Source organism: Paenibacillus sp. BGI2013 (assembly GCF_002843485.1).
Lineage (GTDB): Bacteria > Bacillota > Bacilli > Paenibacillales > Paenibacillaceae > Paenibacillus > Paenibacillus amylolyticus.
Window position 1 is genome coordinate 322,724 of sequence record NZ_PJFA01000001.1, and the last position, 18,111, is coordinate 340,834.

Annotated in this window: 9 protein-coding genes; 6 read left to right on the top strand and 3 right to left on the bottom strand. The window is 43.0% G+C overall.

Features of this window, described 5'->3' with window-relative positions:
* Positions 1 to 159 precede the first annotated feature (159 nt).
* A complete protein-coding gene (locus CXK86_RS01450) occupies positions 160 to 8,184 on the top strand; it encodes an immunoglobulin-like domain-containing protein (RefSeq protein ID WP_180361707.1) in 8,025 nt (2,674 codons plus the stop codon).
* 144 nt (positions 8,185 to 8,328) lie between these two features.
* Here the strand turns inward: CXK86_RS01450 and CXK86_RS01455 are convergent, their stop codons facing one another.
* Both CXK86_RS01455 and CXK86_RS01460 read right to left on the bottom strand, forming a co-directional pair.
* A complete protein-coding gene (locus tag CXK86_RS01455; protein WP_101313356.1) occupies positions 8,329 to 9,267 on the bottom strand; it encodes an FAD:protein FMN transferase in 939 nt (312 codons plus the stop codon).
* A 9-nt stretch (positions 9,268 to 9,276) separates the two neighbouring features.
* On the bottom strand, positions 9,277 to 10,206 hold the full coding sequence (locus CXK86_RS01460; RefSeq protein ID WP_101313357.1) for a LysR family transcriptional regulator: 930 nt from the start codon (positions 10,204 to 10,206) through the stop codon (positions 9,277 to 9,279).
* Between the two features lie 180 nt (positions 10,207 to 10,386).
* Here CXK86_RS01460 and CXK86_RS01465 point away from each other — a divergent pair, with 180 nt between their 5' ends.
* Positions 10,387 to 11,001, top strand: a complete 615-nt coding sequence (locus CXK86_RS01465) for an NADPH-dependent FMN reductase (protein ID WP_101313358.1) — start codon at positions 10,387 to 10,389, stop codon at positions 10,999 to 11,001.
* 13 nt (positions 11,002 to 11,014) lie between these two features.
* Positions 11,015 to 13,441: a flavocytochrome c gene (locus tag CXK86_RS01470; RefSeq protein WP_101313359.1), complete on the top strand. Its 2,427-nt coding sequence runs from the start codon at positions 11,015 to 11,017 to the stop codon at positions 13,439 to 13,441.
* 137 nt (positions 13,442 to 13,578) lie between these two features.
* On the opposite strand, the gene pdxR is transcribed toward CXK86_RS01470, so the two are convergent.
* Positions 13,579 to 14,994, bottom strand: a complete 1,416-nt coding sequence (gene pdxR / locus CXK86_RS01475) for a MocR-like pyridoxine biosynthesis transcription factor PdxR (RefSeq protein ID WP_101313360.1) — start codon at positions 14,992 to 14,994, stop codon at positions 13,579 to 13,581.
* A 152-nt stretch (positions 14,995 to 15,146) separates the two neighbouring features.
* Here pdxR and CXK86_RS01480 point away from each other — a divergent pair, with 152 nt between their 5' ends.
* The 3 genes from CXK86_RS01480 (at position 15,147) to CXK86_RS01490 (ending at position 18,038) form a co-directional block, all read left to right on the top strand.
* Positions 15,147 to 16,196 (top strand): LLM class oxidoreductase, encoded by a 1,050-nt coding sequence (locus CXK86_RS01480; protein WP_101313361.1) that lies wholly within the window; start codon positions 15,147 to 15,149, stop codon positions 16,194 to 16,196.
* A gap of 463 nt (positions 16,197 to 16,659) precedes the next feature.
* Positions 16,660 to 17,469: an alpha/beta hydrolase gene (locus tag CXK86_RS01485; protein WP_101313362.1), complete on the top strand. Its 810-nt coding sequence runs from the start codon at positions 16,660 to 16,662 to the stop codon at positions 17,467 to 17,469.
* Between the two features lie 47 nt (positions 17,470 to 17,516).
* Positions 17,517 to 18,038: a MarR family winged helix-turn-helix transcriptional regulator gene (locus CXK86_RS01490; RefSeq protein ID WP_101313363.1), complete on the top strand. Its 522-nt coding sequence runs from the start codon at positions 17,517 to 17,519 to the stop codon at positions 18,036 to 18,038.
* Positions 18,039 to 18,111 lie beyond the last annotated feature (73 nt).

Genomic DNA, 18,111 nt, shown 5'->3' on the forward strand with positions numbered 1-18,111 from the left:
CGTAATATGAGAAGAAATGTAAGCGCATTCTTTTTTTTAAAACGTATCTCTATTTCCTTGAGCGAGGTGGTCTGGTTTTATAGGTGAGAGATATGGGTTGTATGCTTCTGAAAATTAATCGAAGGGAAGAATGCTATGCGGAAGCAAATTACAATCCTAATGTTAGTTTTACTTATGACCTTCAGTAGCTGGTTTAATCTTGTTCTGCCATTTAGCAATCAAGCTTCAGCGGACACAATAACACCAACGATGTTGGCGCATTATCCATTGCTTGAGGATGTACAGGATATATCAGGTAATGAAAAGCATGGAACGGCCGTAGGAGACATTACTTACACCGATGGTCTCACTTTACCTGGGGGAACAGATAGTAATACAAACTACGTTCAGCTTCCTACTGGTTTGTTTGATAATCAAGAAAATACAACGATATCTGTATGGATCAAGAGCAACACTGGAAGTGGGAACTACTCAGCATTATTCTACGGTACTCCAGCAGCTGGCAATAACTTGCCAACGAATTACTGGATGTTTAATCCATCGAATCCAAGTGGTGATTTTAAGTCAGTATTTACGAATAACAATAATGTTGACCAGCCTTGGACGACTGAGGTAGGGGTATCAGGCACTTCTACGTCACAGTACGAAGGTCAATGGGTTCACTATACGACGGTCATTACAGAACGCTCTATTACAGGTTACATTAACGGTGTAAGTATAGGCACGACCGCCAAAGAGAAAACAACAGCAAGTTTTGGTACTGATTTGCATGCTTACATCGGTCGCTCCAATTATTTAGGGGATGCTACTTTTGCAGGCAGCTTTCAAGATTTAAGAATTTACGGAGAGGCACTAGATAATGAAGATATCGCTGTAGTATATGAACAATCGTTTAATGAAAAGCAAATACAACAAGGCAAAATAGAGCTAACGTTAGGTGATATATCGGCAGTTACAGAATCTCTTGAACTGCCTACTCAAGATAAGAATGGCGCAATGATCTCATGGACTTCTAGTGATGAGAGTGCGATTAGTGCAACCGGGGAAGTGTTCTTACGAGAAATGGAGCAACAAGTGACGTTAACTGCAACCATTTCTTTAGGTGGAAGCCAGGCAACGAAGGAGTTTATTGTTACCTTACTACCTAAGGATGACTCTATTGAGCAGATTGCCGTTAAGAATGTCTTGCTTAATGAACCTACATTTATTTTATCAGCGGGGGACAGCGAGATATTAGTAGCTACTATTTCACCTTCAAATGCAACAAATAAAAGAGTTATCTGGGCATCTAGTGACTCCAGTGTAGCGATTGTCAATTCAACGGGTAAAGTTACAGCTGTTAGTGAAGGTACAGCCACAATTACGGTACAGACTGAAGATGGAGAGTTTACAGCTACATCAGCCGTTACCGTTAAGGGAAAATCGCTAAAAGATGATCTTATTCTTCATTACAACATGAAGACGACTGAAGAAGTAGACGGTCAACTCGTACTGAAGGATGTTGCCAATAAGGCAGTTACATTTGACGGAATATTTAGAAATCCAAACAATGGACAATTCATTTCAAACAGTGAGGTTGGCTTTGTCTCCTTCAATGGTGGAAGCTCTACATCTAATAGTGGGCATGTTGAGATTCCTAAGGGCTCAAATGGATTAGATCTACTACACGGTCTGAATGAGATTACAGTATCTTCAATCGTGAACTGGACGAATGATGGGACGAATCGCTGGATCTTCGGTTTGGGTACTGTATTAACACCAGAAACGAACAAATATTTCTTCGTAACACCACGTCACGGTAGTGGATCAGGTAATATGATTGCCACAGGTATCTCTAAAAATGGCTGGCCGAACGAAGCATTAGTTACAGGTAGCGCAAACTCAAACCTTATCGGTGGGCAGTGGAAGCATGTAACGGTGTCCTTGTCCGAAGCTAGCAATAGGATAACGTTATTCGTGGATGGAGCTAAGGTTGCTTCGGGTAATGCAAAGGGACTAAAGCTGTCAGAAATTATTAATCCGGATGCTACTTTCTCTGGCTTTATCGGTAAATCAATCTTCTCAAACGATCCATACCTTCAAGGTAGCGTAGCTGATTTTCGAGTATATGATCGCGCGTTGACAGACCAAGAAGTAGGCGAGTTATATCAACAAGAAGGAGCAACTCACATCTCAAAAATACGTCAGCTGACTGTTGATGATGCAGCGAATCAACTCAACATCAGTCGTTACTTAGGTGAAGGCGATAAAAGCACCGATAAGATAACAAGAAACGTTACATTACCGACAAGCGGTAAAAACGGCGTGAGCATTACTTGGAGTTCCAGTCATCCTACTGTCATTTCTAACCATGGCACTGTACAACGTCCAGCTGTTCAAGCAGATAATGTTCAGGCAGAGCTTACGGCTACTTTAACGTATCAAGGCGTATCAACTACAGCTGTATTCCCTGTTACGATCTTGAAGCAATTCGATGATCAGCAGAAGGTTGATCTGGACGCTGAACAAATAGAGATCTACAATGCTGAGAACGTTAAAGGTAACATACGTCTTGCTGCTACAGGTGAACAAGGCTCCACAATTACATGGTTATCTAGCAAACCGGCTGTTGTGAAAGGAACGTCTGAAGCGGCTGGTAATGCTAAACAGCTAGGCTGGGTAAGTCGTCAAGCTACGGATACGCCCGTTACGCTAATAGCTACAATTACAAATGGTGCAGCTTCTAAAGAGCTAATTTTTAACGTTACGATTAAACAAGCAATTGCGCCAGTACAGCATGATGCTTACTTCTTTGCGTACTTTACAGGTGAATATGAGGGTGGTGAAGAGATATCCTTCGCTACAGCTGAAGATCCATTGTTCTGGAAAGGGTTGAATAATGGTAAGTCGATCCTTCAATCTGATATGGGTGAAAAAGGACTTCGGGATCCATTCGTTATACGGTCTCCAGAAGGTGATAAATTCTATATGCTGGCAACCGATTTGAAAATGGGCGAAAGTACAAATTTCGACCAAGCTCAAATTACGGGTAGTCATTACATGATGATCTGGGAGTCGGAGGATCTCGTTCATTGGAGCGAGCAGCGTATGATCGAGGTTGCTCCTAAGAATGGAGGAAATACGTGGGCACCCGAAGCTATCTATGATCCGCTAACTGGAGAGTATATTGTATTTTGGGCATCATCGATGAAAAACACAGAGACATATGGTGATTATAACGGAAGACCTGCAGGCCAGTACAATGTGATGTACTACGCAACAACAAGAGACTTCTACAACTTCTCTGAGCCAAAGGTCATGATTGATGAGTCACTTCCGACCATTGATACGACGTTTATTGAGCATAATGATATGTTGTACCGATTCACCAAATCAGAAGTGAATACTAAAGTGTATGTGGAGAAAGCACCAACTTTTTATTATGACAAGGACGGTATTGCAGCAAACGGCCTTCAATACGACGCTGTTCCGGGTACACGTGATAATAAACTTGGCTTGATCGGAAATAATGGAAACAACGAAGGGCAAACGATTTTTAAGGATAATAATAAAGACCAATGGTATCTGTTCCTTGATTCATGGCCATATCATGTTCGATATACAACAGATCTGGATAGTAGCACACAATATATGAACAATGTATTAAGTAGTGATCAATATGCACTTCCGCCAGGACCACGACACGGAACCGTAATTCCAATCTCACGTGCAGAGTATGATGCTTTGCAAGAGAAGTATGCCTGGAAAGGTCCAGCACCATCAACAGACCCGGTTGTACATTACTCATTTGATGCAAATACAGTGAATGGTACAACGGTGAATGACATTTCTGGCAATGGTCATCACGCAACACTAGTAGGTGGAGCAACGATTAATGAAGAGGATCGTATTGGTAAAACGGGTGGTGCACTAGAGCTTAATGGATCAACAGGATATGTGAAGCTGCCAGATAACTTGATTCAATCCTTGAATCTTGAGAAGGCTACGTTCTCTACATGGGTTCAAATGGACAGAAATCAAGCAAATCAAAGAATATTTGATTTTGCTTCCGACACAGGCAGACAGGTTAACCGCAACACCATGTACTTGAGCACACAAGGTGATACAGGTAGTCTAGAGTTTGCTGTCGTAACACCTTTTACAGAGAAATTTAGCAATGACAGCACGCGACTAGGATCAGAATATAAATATGCGGTGAGAAATTCCGGGTTATTACCAACGAAGACTTGGCAGCATGTTGCAATTACAATGGATGAATTTGATGCAGTATTGTATGTGAATGGTCAAGAGGTTAAACGTAGCTCGACATTTAACGTTGAGCCGAGAATGTTACTGGAAACAACGATGAATTATATTGGTAAATCGAGAAACAGCTCTCATAGTTTATTTGATGGTAAATTGGATGATTTCCGTATTTATAATCGTGCATTATCCGTTGAAGAGATTGCAACATTAGCTGATGAAGACGTTACTCCTCCAGTAGAGCAGCCATCTGGGGCAGAGCTCATTCTTCACTACAATATGGATGATATTGATGGTGCAACGGTTATTGACCAAACAGGAAACTTCAACGGAAAATGGATGAATCCGTCTAAAGCAGAATGGATTCGTACACAAGATGCTGGTGTACTAAGCTTTACTGGTGGCACAACTAACTCTTATGTAGAACTACCACAAGGAGTTCTCGATGGTTTAACGGATATGACTGTTTCATCCATTGTGAACTGGAGCGGTAAAAACGCTGCGGAGTGGTTATATGCATTAGGAAGACCAAACAATAATACACACTATACGTACTTCACACCACGTTATAACGCTAACGGTCTAGCTCGCCTAGGTATCGCGACGAATGCTTGGAATAATGAGTCTTCAACTTCTACCACGGGCTTAAAGAATAATGAATGGAAAGTAGTTACGACTGTTGTTTCAGGCACGGATGGTACACTAACGCTTTATATTGATGGTGTTGCTGTTGCATCAGGCTCAACGAATGGAATGACACTAGAACAAATAAAAAATACTTCAGGCAGTAGTGGAACCATCGGTAAGTCATTTTATACAGCTGATCCATACTTCGGCGGTATGATTGCAGACTTCCAAATCTATGATGGTGCAATGACTGCGGCAGATATTACATCACTTAAGGCTCATGCAGATCAGAAGATTGCTAAAATGGAGGGCATGCTTGTATCGGCTGCGACGGAGAAATTAACGATTCATGATCTTCTTGCTGCTAATGCATCAAAAGATACGATTATAAGCAATGTAACATTGCCAACATCAGGTGCTTATGGCACGAGAATAAGCTGGACTTCAGATAAGGGGAATGTCATCTCAACTACAGGTGCCGTAACTAGACCAGCTAACGCAACAGGTGATCAAGTTGTAACGTTAACAGCAGTATTTACAGATGGTACAGAGACAGTTAACAAAACTTTTCAGTTGACGGTTAAGGCATTGCCAAACGATGTCACTTCTGTAGATGAAGCAAAAGCAGCACTAGTCGTTCATAACATTAATGATGTAAGAGGTCATATATCATTACCAACATCTGGTCTATATGGAACAACGATTACTTGGGCTTCTGCACAACCAAACGTCGTTTCAGTTACTGGAGAAGTAAAACGTCCGGCACACGGTAGTGGAAATGTAGATCTGAAGCTTACAGCTACGATTAAGTTGAATTCAGCATCCACTACGAAGGAATTCATTGCGAAGGTGAAGGAACTGCCTGCTGATGAAAAATATGCGGGATACTTTTTCACATATTTCACTGGAGAAGGTACTGCAACAGGGGAGCAAGTTTACTTTGCACTAAGTAACGGTAATGATCCGTTGAACTGGCGAGAATTGAATAATGGTAAACCTGTATTAACCTCTACCTTAGGGGAGAAGGGTGTACGTGATCCGTTCATTATTCGTTCGCCTGAAGGTGATAAGTTCTACATGATCGCTACCGATCTGAAAATTAACGGCAATGGTAACTGGGGCAGAGCACACACATGGGGCAGTCGTTCCATTATGGTTTGGGAATCGAATGATCTAGTCAACTGGACAGATCAACGCATGGTAGAGGTTGCACCGGAAGAAGCGGGTAATACATGGGCACCAGAAATTATGTACGACAACACAACAGGTGAATATATCGTATTTTGGGCATCAAGAATGTTTGATGATGCATCCCATACAGGCGATGCTTACCAAAAAATGATGTATAGCAAGACAAGAGATTTCTATACGTTTACTGAACCGCAAGTATATTTGGATTATGGATATTCCATTATTGACACAACGATGATTGAGCATGAAGGAAAAGTGTATCGTTTTACGAAGGATGAGCAAAACAACGGAGCTTCTGCTCCATTTGGCAAGATGATCTTCCAAGAGGTGGGTGACTCGATCTTAGATCCAACCTTCAAGATGATTAATCAAGGCGTTGGTAACATCAAATGGGTCGAGGGTCCAACGATCTTCAAATCGAATACCGATGAAAAATGGTATTTATTCGTAGATGAGTTTGGTGGAAGAGGTTATGTTCCATTCGAGACAACAAATCTTGCATCAGGTGTCTGGACATTATCTTCTAACTACAACTTACCAGCTAGTCCGCGTCACGGAACGGTAATTCCAATTACACAAAGTGAGTATGATGCACTCAATGGGAAGAACGTACCCGTTAGCGAAATTAGCTTGGACAAAACGACGTTGTCCATCTTAGAAGGTCAATCAGGGCAATTGACAGCTACGGTAGCACCAGCTAATGCAACGAAAAAAGCAGTAATATGGAGCTCTAGCGATACAGCTGTAGCGACTGTAAGTGCGACAGGTCAAGTAACAGCGGTGGCACCAGGAACAGCAAGGATTACAGTAACTACAGTGGATGGTGGTTTATCATCAAGCGCTACGGTAACGGTAACACCATTGGTTGATGGAACACCACAAGCACCAAGCAGTGGTGATGGAAATGGTGGCGGTGACGGTAACATTCCTGCACCTACAGTACCAACAGCTCCAGGTGGAAATGAGCCAGTGGTCATGGACAACGGCCAAATAAACATTAAACCAGTTGTAAATGAGAGCGGTACTTCTAAAGTGAAGTTAAGTGCGGATACGCTGAAGCGTGCGCTTGATCAAACGACAGGCGGTAAGTTACACATGCAAGTTGAAGCTGATGCAAGCTTGAACGGGCTAACGATTGAGCTCGCAGTAGATGCGCGCTTAACAAGTGGATCTTCTACGATAGATCGCATCGAGATCAACACAGGCTCTGCAGTCGTAACAGTGGCAACCGAACTGCTTGGAACAGGAACAAGTGCGGGAAAAACGTTAGGATTGTCGATTAAGAAAATTGCAGCTAATCAACTGCCAGCTGGCGCACAAGCTCAGCTGAACGGTGAGGTCGTATACGATATCGAGCTAACGATTGATGGTAAGAAACTTATAGAGTTTGATGGCAGAGATGATCTCGTGATTGAATTGCCATACACACTAAAGGCTAACGAAAATCCAAACAACGTCGTTGTATACGATGTGAAGGACAACGGAGAGCTAAGAGTGGTGACGAATGGTAAATACAATGCAGCGACAGGAAAAGTAGAGTTCAAGCCAACGTATCTGAGCAAGTATACGGTAGCGTATGTTGCAACGAGCTTTAAGGATGTGACCCAAGATTGGGCGAAGGATGCGATCTCAGCATTGGGAGCAAGAGGCATTGTGAAGGGTGTAGGCAACGGCGAGTTTAATCCGAATGGTCAAGTGACAAGAGCAGAGTTCATCACCATGCTGATGAATATGTTTGAGCTATCGGATGAGAGCGCAACGACAAGTTTTAGTGATGTGAAGCAAGGAGAATGGTACCATGGAAATATCGCAACCGCGCAGAAGCTGGGGATTGTGAACGGGAAACCAGATGGACGATTCGGAGTTCATGAGAACATTACGCGAGAAGATATGGCGGTTATGGTATACAAGGCTGTCCAAATTAAGCAACTAGCGTTAGCAAGTGGTGAAGCTACAGCCTTCAAGGATGAAGCAAACATCGCAAGTTATGCGAAGCAAGCGGTAGAGGCAATACAGGGAGCAGGCATAATAAACGGTGTAGGTAACGATGAGTTTGCACCGAAGAAGAATGCCAGCCGTGCAGAAGCAGCAGTGATGATCTATAATGTGTTGGGTTTGATGTAGACACGTTAATTATAAGGCAGTTGCTATTGATTCACTCAGATCATAAAGTTGGGCGGAAGAACTTGTTCCGTCCACTTTATTGTCTGTTTAATCAGCGAGCAGGAAAAGCCGTTAGATCCTGGCTTAAAGAAGTAGCTGTTAACTTTACCTTAATACGGGCTCAATTCTTCCTCTAAGATTATCTGTATAGGCCAGATTTCCATCCGTCGTGATTACGGCAGCTTCGATATCCTTCATATTATTAACTTTATGAATAATGGAGACCGCATCTAACCCAAATAATTCTGTAGTATATATATCACAGTCGAGCGATCGATCCGCAATAATCGTTAAAGAAGCGATATTACTTTCGATGGGATAACCTGTTCTGCTGTTAAATATATGATGGTACTGACTCCCTTCCTTTTCTAAAACTCTCTCGTATATTCCTGATGTAACAACGGATTGCTCGCGTATACTAACGAGTGTTGCTGCATTTCCTCTAGGTAAAAAGGGATTTTGAATTCCAACCTTCCAGTGACTGGACCCGGTGGGAGAATCGCCATGAACCAGAACATTGCCGCCCATATCGACCATAGCTGATGCAGCTCCGTTTTTCTTGAAGAATGACATAACTTGATCAGCAAAATAACCTTTAGCGATCGCTCCAAGGTCGATTTCCATGCCTTTTTTGAATAAATGGACCGTTTGCAGCTCATCGTCAAGCTGTATATGCTCCGGATTCAAGAGCTCCAGCACTGCTTTAATCTCGGTATCTTCCGGCACATGTGCCTCGCGAAAACCAATTCTCCACAATTTGATCAAAGGCCCTATCGCAATATTTAAAAATGAATCTTTATTCAGGCTGTGTTCTTTGCCTATCTTAATAAGATCATACAGTTCCTTGTCTACTCTAAGTGGATGTGATGCGGCTTCTTTTTTTAGCAGGGCAAGCTGCGATTGCTCACTGTTGGCACTAAATACTTGTTCATAACGGATGAGCATATTCACGGCTTCCTCGGCAAGCTCTTCAGCATCTGTCCCCTCGATATAGAGGGATATGTTCGTTCCCATGAGTGGTATCGTTCTCGTAAAAGCTTTCATGATAGCCTCCTATATTGCACATTGTTGTCCGTGATTGAGAAAAGTATGGATGAGGTCATGATCCACGCTATTCAGCTTTTTTGCTCCATGATGGGCTATAAAATAATCCAGACTCATCTTCTCTAGAGGGATTGGATAGATGTTGTATTCCGAAGGGCACTCCTTGATATGGATGCTTTCAGGCACAAAAGTTAGACCTAAATTATGCTTTGCAAGCTTGAGTACAGTGTAGATTTCATTGCTTTCCATAACGATATTAGGCTGTACCTTGTAGACACTGAGCAATTGATCAATCTGTTTTCGGATTGCCGAACCCTTGGACGTTAGAATAAGCTTTTGATTCAAAATGGTGCTGATCTCAATTGTGCCCTCCGGGATGACTGCAACATTCTCTTGATATAATTCGCAGCAACGCGGAATGATGGCCTGGTAACTATGCCTGCCCCAGTTAAACGAGTTCAAGTTAGGGGAGATACTGCTTGAATTTTGCCCGATCCAGAAGTCCAGCTCATTATTTTGGAGACGTTTCTCATTTTTTTCAGGTAAATCCTCGACAAGATTAATTTTATAAGCAGGATGAAGCTCGAGAAAATCCGGTAAAAAAAGGGGCGTTAAGTACACACCGAGGCTCGGAAGAATGCCGATCCGTATCACCTTATTGCCAATATCCGATACATATGAGATTTCCCTAATAAGCTTGGCGTAGCTGTTTTCGAGTGACGTTAAGTATTGATAATATATTTTCCCCTGCTCGGTTAATCGGTACGGAAGTTTGTTGCGAGTGATTAGCTCACAGCCCAACTCAATTTCGATTTTTTTGATAACCTTTGTGAGGTAGGGCTGAGATATGTAAAGGGATTGTGCGGCCCTGCTATAGTTGCTGTATTTTAATAGGCTGTCAATGTAACACAAGATATCTTGAGATTCTAACTTAGACATGTTCCTCACCCCTTGTGAAAAAAGTAACAAACTTTGAATTTGAGGTGATTATAACAAATTAGTTATCAAACTGCAATGAATAACTATTAGATCATTTGAGCTTTGATATGTTAGAGTTAGGCCGAAAGATTGAGCCTGACAGTAACGAACATCATCTCGAATGACAGAGAGGGGATTACGATGAACTATTTAGCTATCGTGGGCACAAATTCGGATGTGTCAACGAACCGGACGCTACTTCAATTTATGCAAAAGCATTTTGCTAGTGAAGCCCAGATTGACTTGTTTGAAATTAAGGATATGCCTGCCTTTATTGAAAAAGATGAATTAGAGGATGCTGAAGTTGATATTCCTGTGAAAGTACAAGACTTATTAGATCAAATCTCTAAAGCGAAAGGTGTCATTATCGCTACTCCCGAGTATGACCATGCGATCCCTGCCGTGTTGAAAAGTGCTCTGGAATGGATCAGCTACACGACTCAAACCTTGAAAGACAAGCCTGTTCTGATTGTAGGTGCTTCACATGGTGCACTCGGTTCTTCCAGGGCACAAGCGCATCTTAGACAAATCCTGGATTCACCTGAGCTTGGTGCGAGAATGATGCCTAGTAGCGAGTTTCTTTTGGGAAAATCCCAGAGTGCATTTGATAGCAGTGGTAATCTCATTGACGCTCAAAAAGTGGCCGAGCTTGACGAAATCTTCAATGAGTTTGTTTTGTTTACGGAGCTCACTACGGAACTGTTATCCAAAAGGACGTTGAAGAAAAAAACGAAAAAATTTTCCTGGCAAGAGTAGGGGGCTAATCACAATGAAAATCATAGCGATCGTTGGCACAAATGCAAAGAAATCGTATAATCGCAAGTTGCTTCAATTCATACAAAAGCATTTTGAGTCCAGAGCAGCCATTGAAATCCTCGATATTACAGATGTTCCGATGTTTAATCAGTCCGATAACCAAACAAACAGTGTAATTATACAATCGTTTAATGAAAAAATTATCGCAAGTGATGGTGTCATTATTGCGACTCCAGAATATAACCATTCCATCCCTTCATCCCTTAAAAGCCTGCTGGAATGGTTGAGCTTTGAAATCCATCCGCTTGCTGGCAAGCCCGTGATGATCATTGGTGCGTCACAGGGAACACAAGGTTCCTCGCGTGCACAACTGCATCTTCGTCAAATCCTGGATGCACCAGGTGTCGAAGCTAACGTGATGCCAGGGTATGAATTTTTGCTTGGCAGCGCACATAAAGCATTTGACGAATCAGGCAACCTGAACAATGAAGGAACGATCGATTTCCTGGAAACATGTTTCCTGCGGTTCCTTCGGTTTGCCAAAATTTCAAATCAGCTGAACGAAGAAGAAGAATTCACTTATAATCCCGGTGTGTATGAGATCAATGCCATAGGTCACAGTGGCAATCTGCCGATGAAGGTATCCTTTAGTGAAAATAGAATTGAAAGCATCGATATCGATTCGAAGGGTGAAACGGAAGGGATCGCCGATGTTGTTTTTGTAAGAATTCCGAATAAAATCATTGAGGGACAGACGCTGAATGTAGATGCTCTCTCAGGTGCTTCTGAAACCAGTAATGCTGTCATCAATGGTGTAGCCAAAGCGGTTAAACTTGCCGGAGTGAATCCTGACATCCTGAAAAGACGTCCAAAACCTGCTAGCAGCCAGATGAAAGATGACGAAGAATACACTTGCGATGTGGTCGTTGTAGGTGGAGGTGGCGCAGGACTCAGTGCTGCTGCTACAGCTTTACAACAAGGAGCAAGTGTGATTGTACTTGAGAAATATCCTGCTGTTGGGGGAAATACGATCCGCTCAGGTGGTCCTGTCAATGCTGCAGATCCTGTATGGCAACAACAGTTCACTGAGAATCCAGGGGAAAGACAGACGATTGAGAATTTGTTAAGTACCGATGAGAGCTTGATCCATCCAGAATATGTAGATGATTTCCATGCACTCAAAGAAGAGTTTACTGCGTATCAGGATAAGTTCGGCACAGAAAAGGCTTATTTATTCGACTCCCCACTTCTTCACAGAATGCAAACGTATTTTGGGGGCAAACGTACAGACCTGAATGGGAGCATGATCTATGGACAATACGGTCTGGTCAAAGTACTTACAGACCGTGCCTTGGAAAGTGTAAGGTGGCTTGAGGATATCGGGGTTGAGTATGATAAGAGTATCGTATTTGCTCCAGTGGGTGCCCTTTGGCGCCGCGGCCATAAACCTGTCAAAAGTTATGGCTCTGCCTTTATCATTGCACTTAGCAAATATGTAGAAGAGCATTCAGGAAAAATTATTACAGATAGCCCGGTCAAACAATTGATCATCGAAGATGGAAAAATAACAGGTGTTATCGCAACAGGTGTCAATGGTCAGAAAATAACCATTCATGCCAAAGCCGTTGTTCTTGCTAGTGGCGGTTTTGGTGCAAATACTCAGATGCTCAAGGAATATAACACATACTGGAGCCATATTGACGATGATATCAAAACAACAAATTCCTATGCGATGACTGGTGATGGAATATCGCTTGGTAAGAGTGCAGGAGCAGCACTGACAGGCATGGGCTTCACTCAAATGATGCCGGTAGCCGATCCGGATACGGGCGAACTCTTCAGTGGACTGCAAGTACCTCCTGAAAACTTTGTCATTGTTAATAAAAAGGGAGAACGATTTGTTAATGAATTCTCTGGAAGAGATGTCTTAACCAAAGCTGCTATCGAGCAGGGAAGTTTATTTTACCTGATTGCGGATGACGAGATCAAGAAAACGGCAGCGAACACAAGCCAGGAAAAGATAGATCAGCAAGTAGAAGCGGGTACTCTGTTTAGAGCCGATACGATAGAAGAACTGGCCGTGAAAATCAATATGGAACCTGAAGTTCTTAGAAATACAATTCATAAGTATAACTCATATGTGGATGCGGGCTTTGATCCGGAGTTCCATAAGGATACGTTTAGCTTAAAAGTCGAGAAGTCTCCATTCTATGCTACGCCTAGAAAGCCGGCGGTTCACCATACAATGGGTGGTATCAAGATCGATACCCAAACTCGCGTATTGGATGAAAACGGTCAGCCGATTGCACATCTGTATGCCGCTGGGGAAGTTGCAGGAGGTATACATGCAGGCAACCGTTTAGGCGGTAATGCCTTGACGGATATCTTTACTTTCGGACGAATCGCTGGTAAGACTGCTGTTGATGAGATGAATGATTAGAATGTAACCTAAGAAATATATATCACTCCAGGTTCCATATGTAAAGAACCCGCTTAACACAAGGATTTTCGAGTGTTTTGCGGGTTTTTTCGATGTGGAAATGGTTTGGTTTTGTGGTCGTGGTAATACGAATGTTCTCAGACCCCAAACCAAGCCCGGTGAAGGGCATATACGCCTTCTGTAATATCCTCAATACTCAATCCACCAAAACCAATCTGAACCATGGATTGCTCCGCTTGAGCTGGTTGCGCCCAAAAGGGGGATACCGGGTAGACCTTGACACCTTCCTTCTCAGCAGTAGCAATCAGCTTGTGTTCATCCATTCCGTTATGTACACGCAACAAAATATGAAGTCCTGCATCCTCACCAATGATGGTAACTTGAGCACCCATCATCTTCTGAATCATTGAAATAAGTGTGAATTGCTTCTGTCGATATACCTTCCTCATCTTGCGAATGTGGGCTTCCCAATGTCCATTACTCATAAACAGTTCTAAGGTGTTCTGCTGAAAATGAGAGACCGTTTGATCATATAATCGGTAGTCTTGTTTACGGTGTAGCTCTACCATTGTCTGTGGTAGAACCATATATGCAATTCGTAATGAAGGAAGAAGGCACTTTGAAAATGTCCCCAGGTAAACGGTTCGCTGTTGAGTATCCAGGCTTTGCAGGGAAGGTATCGGTTTGCCGACATATCTGAACTCACTATCATAATCGTCCTCAATAATGATCCCATTCTGGTCTGTTGCCCATTTCAGTAATTGCATTCTCTTGGCGAGCGGCATGACCATTCCATAGGGGAACTGATGTGACGGTGTAATGTAGACGATGCGGGAATTGCTTTTGTATAACTTATGGATATGAAGACCATCTGCTTCCAGCGGAATCGGGTGAATGTTTAGACCTTTATGTTGAAAAACCGTCCGAACACCGTCATATCCCGGGTCTTCCATCGCGATACCATGACTAACGTTATCTATTAATCCAGATAACACACCGAGCAGGTATTGAACACCAGCTCCAATTATAATTTGATCAGGTGAACAATTTACTCCTCTAGAGCTGTGCAGGTAATTTGCAATTTCAGATCGAAGTCCCGGTTCTCCAAGAGGATCGCCATAAGAGAACAACTTCATTTGGTTCTGGAGCAAGCTCTGATTGGATAACTTGCGCCAAGTGGCAAATGGAAAATGCTCGGCATCTACGTCACCATAACGAAAATTGTATCGAATCTCAGGGCTATCCTGAATACTGTTTTCCAACCAATTTTTACTCACTACATGGGACAGGGGCAATGCTTCCAGCTTCAAATCCATTATGTATAAGCCACTCCTTGGCCTGCTCTGGACATAACCTTCGGCTAATAACTGTTGATAGGCCATATCGACTGTATTACGGCTAATGTGGAGGTGGCTGGATAGTGAACGAATAGAGGGAAGACGACTATCGGCTGGTAACTTTCCGTTCAAAATATCTTTCTTAATATAGTGATAAAGCTGAGCGTATAACGGATCTCCAGACTCTCTGTTCAACAATAATGTCAAATCAATCATGCTAATCCTCCTCGTTGCCAGAACTGACCCTATGATTTTGTTGAGAGTTGTCACTACTTATGGGGTCAATCGATGGTTACAATTATATCAGTTCCGGTCGAATTGAAAAGATATCAGTGCACTGGATTACTATTGTTGTAGGAGGAGAAGGAATGAACAAACCTATAGATGTTATGGAACGAATAGAAAATCCGTCAACAAAAGCGGTGGAAAACTTCAATCAACACCCTGGTTTCCGCCGTATGTTTGCCCCAGACCAATTAACAATAGGGCTGTTTTTACCATTTAAATTCTATAAAGGACACATGGATGTTCTAAAAGGTCAAGCTGACCTCGTGGAAAGCATTGATCAACGCAATTTTGCAGCCGTATGGGTGCGAGATGTCCCTTTATTTGATCCCGGCTTTGGAGATGCTGGACAAGTATTTGACCCATTTGTCTATCTAGCCTATCTTGCTGCAAGAACCAAAAACGTCTCCCTAGTAACAGGAAGCGCGATCTTCACGCTTCGCCATCCGATTGATTTAGCCAAGGCAGCTGCATCCATTGATGTACTCTCGGGCGGACGACTTGTGTTAGGGATTGCTTCTGGCGACCGACCTGCTGAGTTTCCGGCATATGGGATAGATGGGGAGCATCGTGATGTGCGATTCCGGGAGACGGTGGAGTTTTTTCGTGAGCTTATACAGGATAGAACTGGCGCAATTCAATCTTCTCTTGGTCAATTGAAAGAGCTTGAATTGCTCCCGAAGCCCGCAGCCGGTGGCATTCCGCTCGTTGTGACGGGTTCAAGCAGGCAGTCTTTAGATTGGATTGCGGAGAACAGTGACGGCTGGCTCACATATCCCGAAGCAACGGCAAACGAATCCGGTCCTCAGATGCTTGGCCATAAGATTAGTGCCTGGCGTGAAAAAATACCTAATGGCATGTTCAAACCGCATATGACCAACGAATGGATTGATCTTGTGGAAGATGTCAATTATCCGCGAACACCGCTTCGTGGCGGATACATATTACGTACAGGTCGGGCAGGTTTGATTCAGCTTTTGGAGGAATGGCGAGCGGTGGGAGTTAATCATGCTGCACTAGGCATTCATTTTTCCAGTCGGCCTCCTGCTGAGGTGATTCAGGAGTTGGCAGAGGAAGTATTGCCGCTCTTTCCTACGCATGTGAGTCCGAAGCCGTTGTTTACAGGGTGGTAGAGCATAAAATTATTGCCTGATGACACAGATGGCTTTTCTCCGCATTTCTGTTAACGATCAGAAGAGTATCGATCCGCTGACAGCGATAAGGTCAGGGGTTCGATCCCCTAGGTACCATAACGAAAAAGACGTCATTACGAAATATATTATGGCGTTTTTTTCGTTATGGATTGTTCAGATAGCGAATGCGTAGCTTAGTCCGCGTGCGTGCATGAAGCTGTAAATCGACTCGATACAGCAGATCAGGAATGATGCCAAAGGTATGACACAGTTTTTATGTAAGCGCTTTAATTTAATATAGACAAAGGATGTCGACGGTGATAATATTGTTTCTATAAGAAACTATATTGTTCTTATCGAATATAATTATAAGGACTTCATTCTTAAGTATACGAATAACGCCCTGTGCTAAAGAATTTTAATTGTTTGGTGCTTGAGCGTAACGAGAGGGATGGGAAATATTATGAGTATAATTGAAACAACAATCGAATCTTTTGACGGTACTCGGCTATATTCTAGTAAAAATTTAGTTAGTGATGCAAAAGCCGCTGTCGTTATTGTACACGGACTAGCTGAGCATGCAGGGCGCTACGATTATTTGACAGAGAAGCTGAATCAGCGCGGGTTTAGCGTGTATCGCTTCGACCATCGGGGTCATGCCAGATCCGAGGGACAGCGTACGTTCTATAAAGAGTTTGATCATCTTATTGAAGATGTTCATGTCATTGTCGAGGCGGCAATGCAAGAGAGCGGCGATCTTCCGCTGTTTGTCATCGGACATAGTATGGGCGGTTTTGCAACCTCGTCCTTTGGAACGAAATATCCAGGCAAGGTCAAAGGCATCGTACTATCCGGAGCGCTCACTCGTTACAATACAAAAGTTGCCGGAGAACTGCCGATGGATCTTCCTACAGGCACGTATTTCCCTAATGAGCTGGGCAGTGGCGTATGTAGTGATCCCGCAGTTGTATCCGCTTACGCGAATGACCCACTGGTTGAAAAACAGATTTCTGTAGATTTATTTAACAGTCTGGGAAATGGAATAACATGGCTCAAGGAGAACGCCAAGCAGTTTACAGATCCCGTGCTTGTACTGCATGGGGCCAATGATGGACTGGTCAGCGAAAAGGATTCCCGTGAGTTTTACGGCGATATCGCTTCAACGGATAAAACACTCAAAATTTATGCTCATCTGATGCATGAGATATTTAATGAACCGACTCGTGATGACGTTATTGAAGAAGCGATTACATGGATTGAAAAACGGATCTGATTTCAGTAGAGTAAGAGAGAGAATCTGAAATATGAAAGGGATTACTCATGAAATTAGATTGGATGGGCGACCATCGGGAACTGATTGAGAAAATTATCAAATACGGTAATGCGTACTCGAACACGTATAAGCTGCAGCGAAGTTATGGTACAGACATGATGTTCTCGGCTTCACAGATTCAGACGCTGGAATACATTCTGGAAGCCGAGGACAAGGAAGAAAAGATGTCGGAAATGGCAGCACGCCTGGGCGTAAGCCGCAGTACATTTTCCAAGAACGTGAAGAATCTGACGGAAAAAGGTCTACTCGAAAAATTTCATTTAAACGGCAACCGCAAAGACATTTATGTCAAACCTTCGGAGAAAGGTCGCGAGGTATATGCGAAGTATACCGAATTTGTAAGGGAGCTTTGCTTTGATGAGATTTTCAAGTATGCAGATCAGATTTCAGAAGCGGATAAGCAGAACTTTGTTCGCATCATGGATCTGTTTGCCGATGTGCTCGTCTGGTATGGTGAAAAAGAACAGGAAGCGCGCAAGTTAATCAGAATTGATTCCTCTGAAACATGAACCTTTAAATTAAGGCACCAGCCCATTCCCTCCGCGAATGTCCGTCATACAGTATAAAGTGCTTGATGCAGCA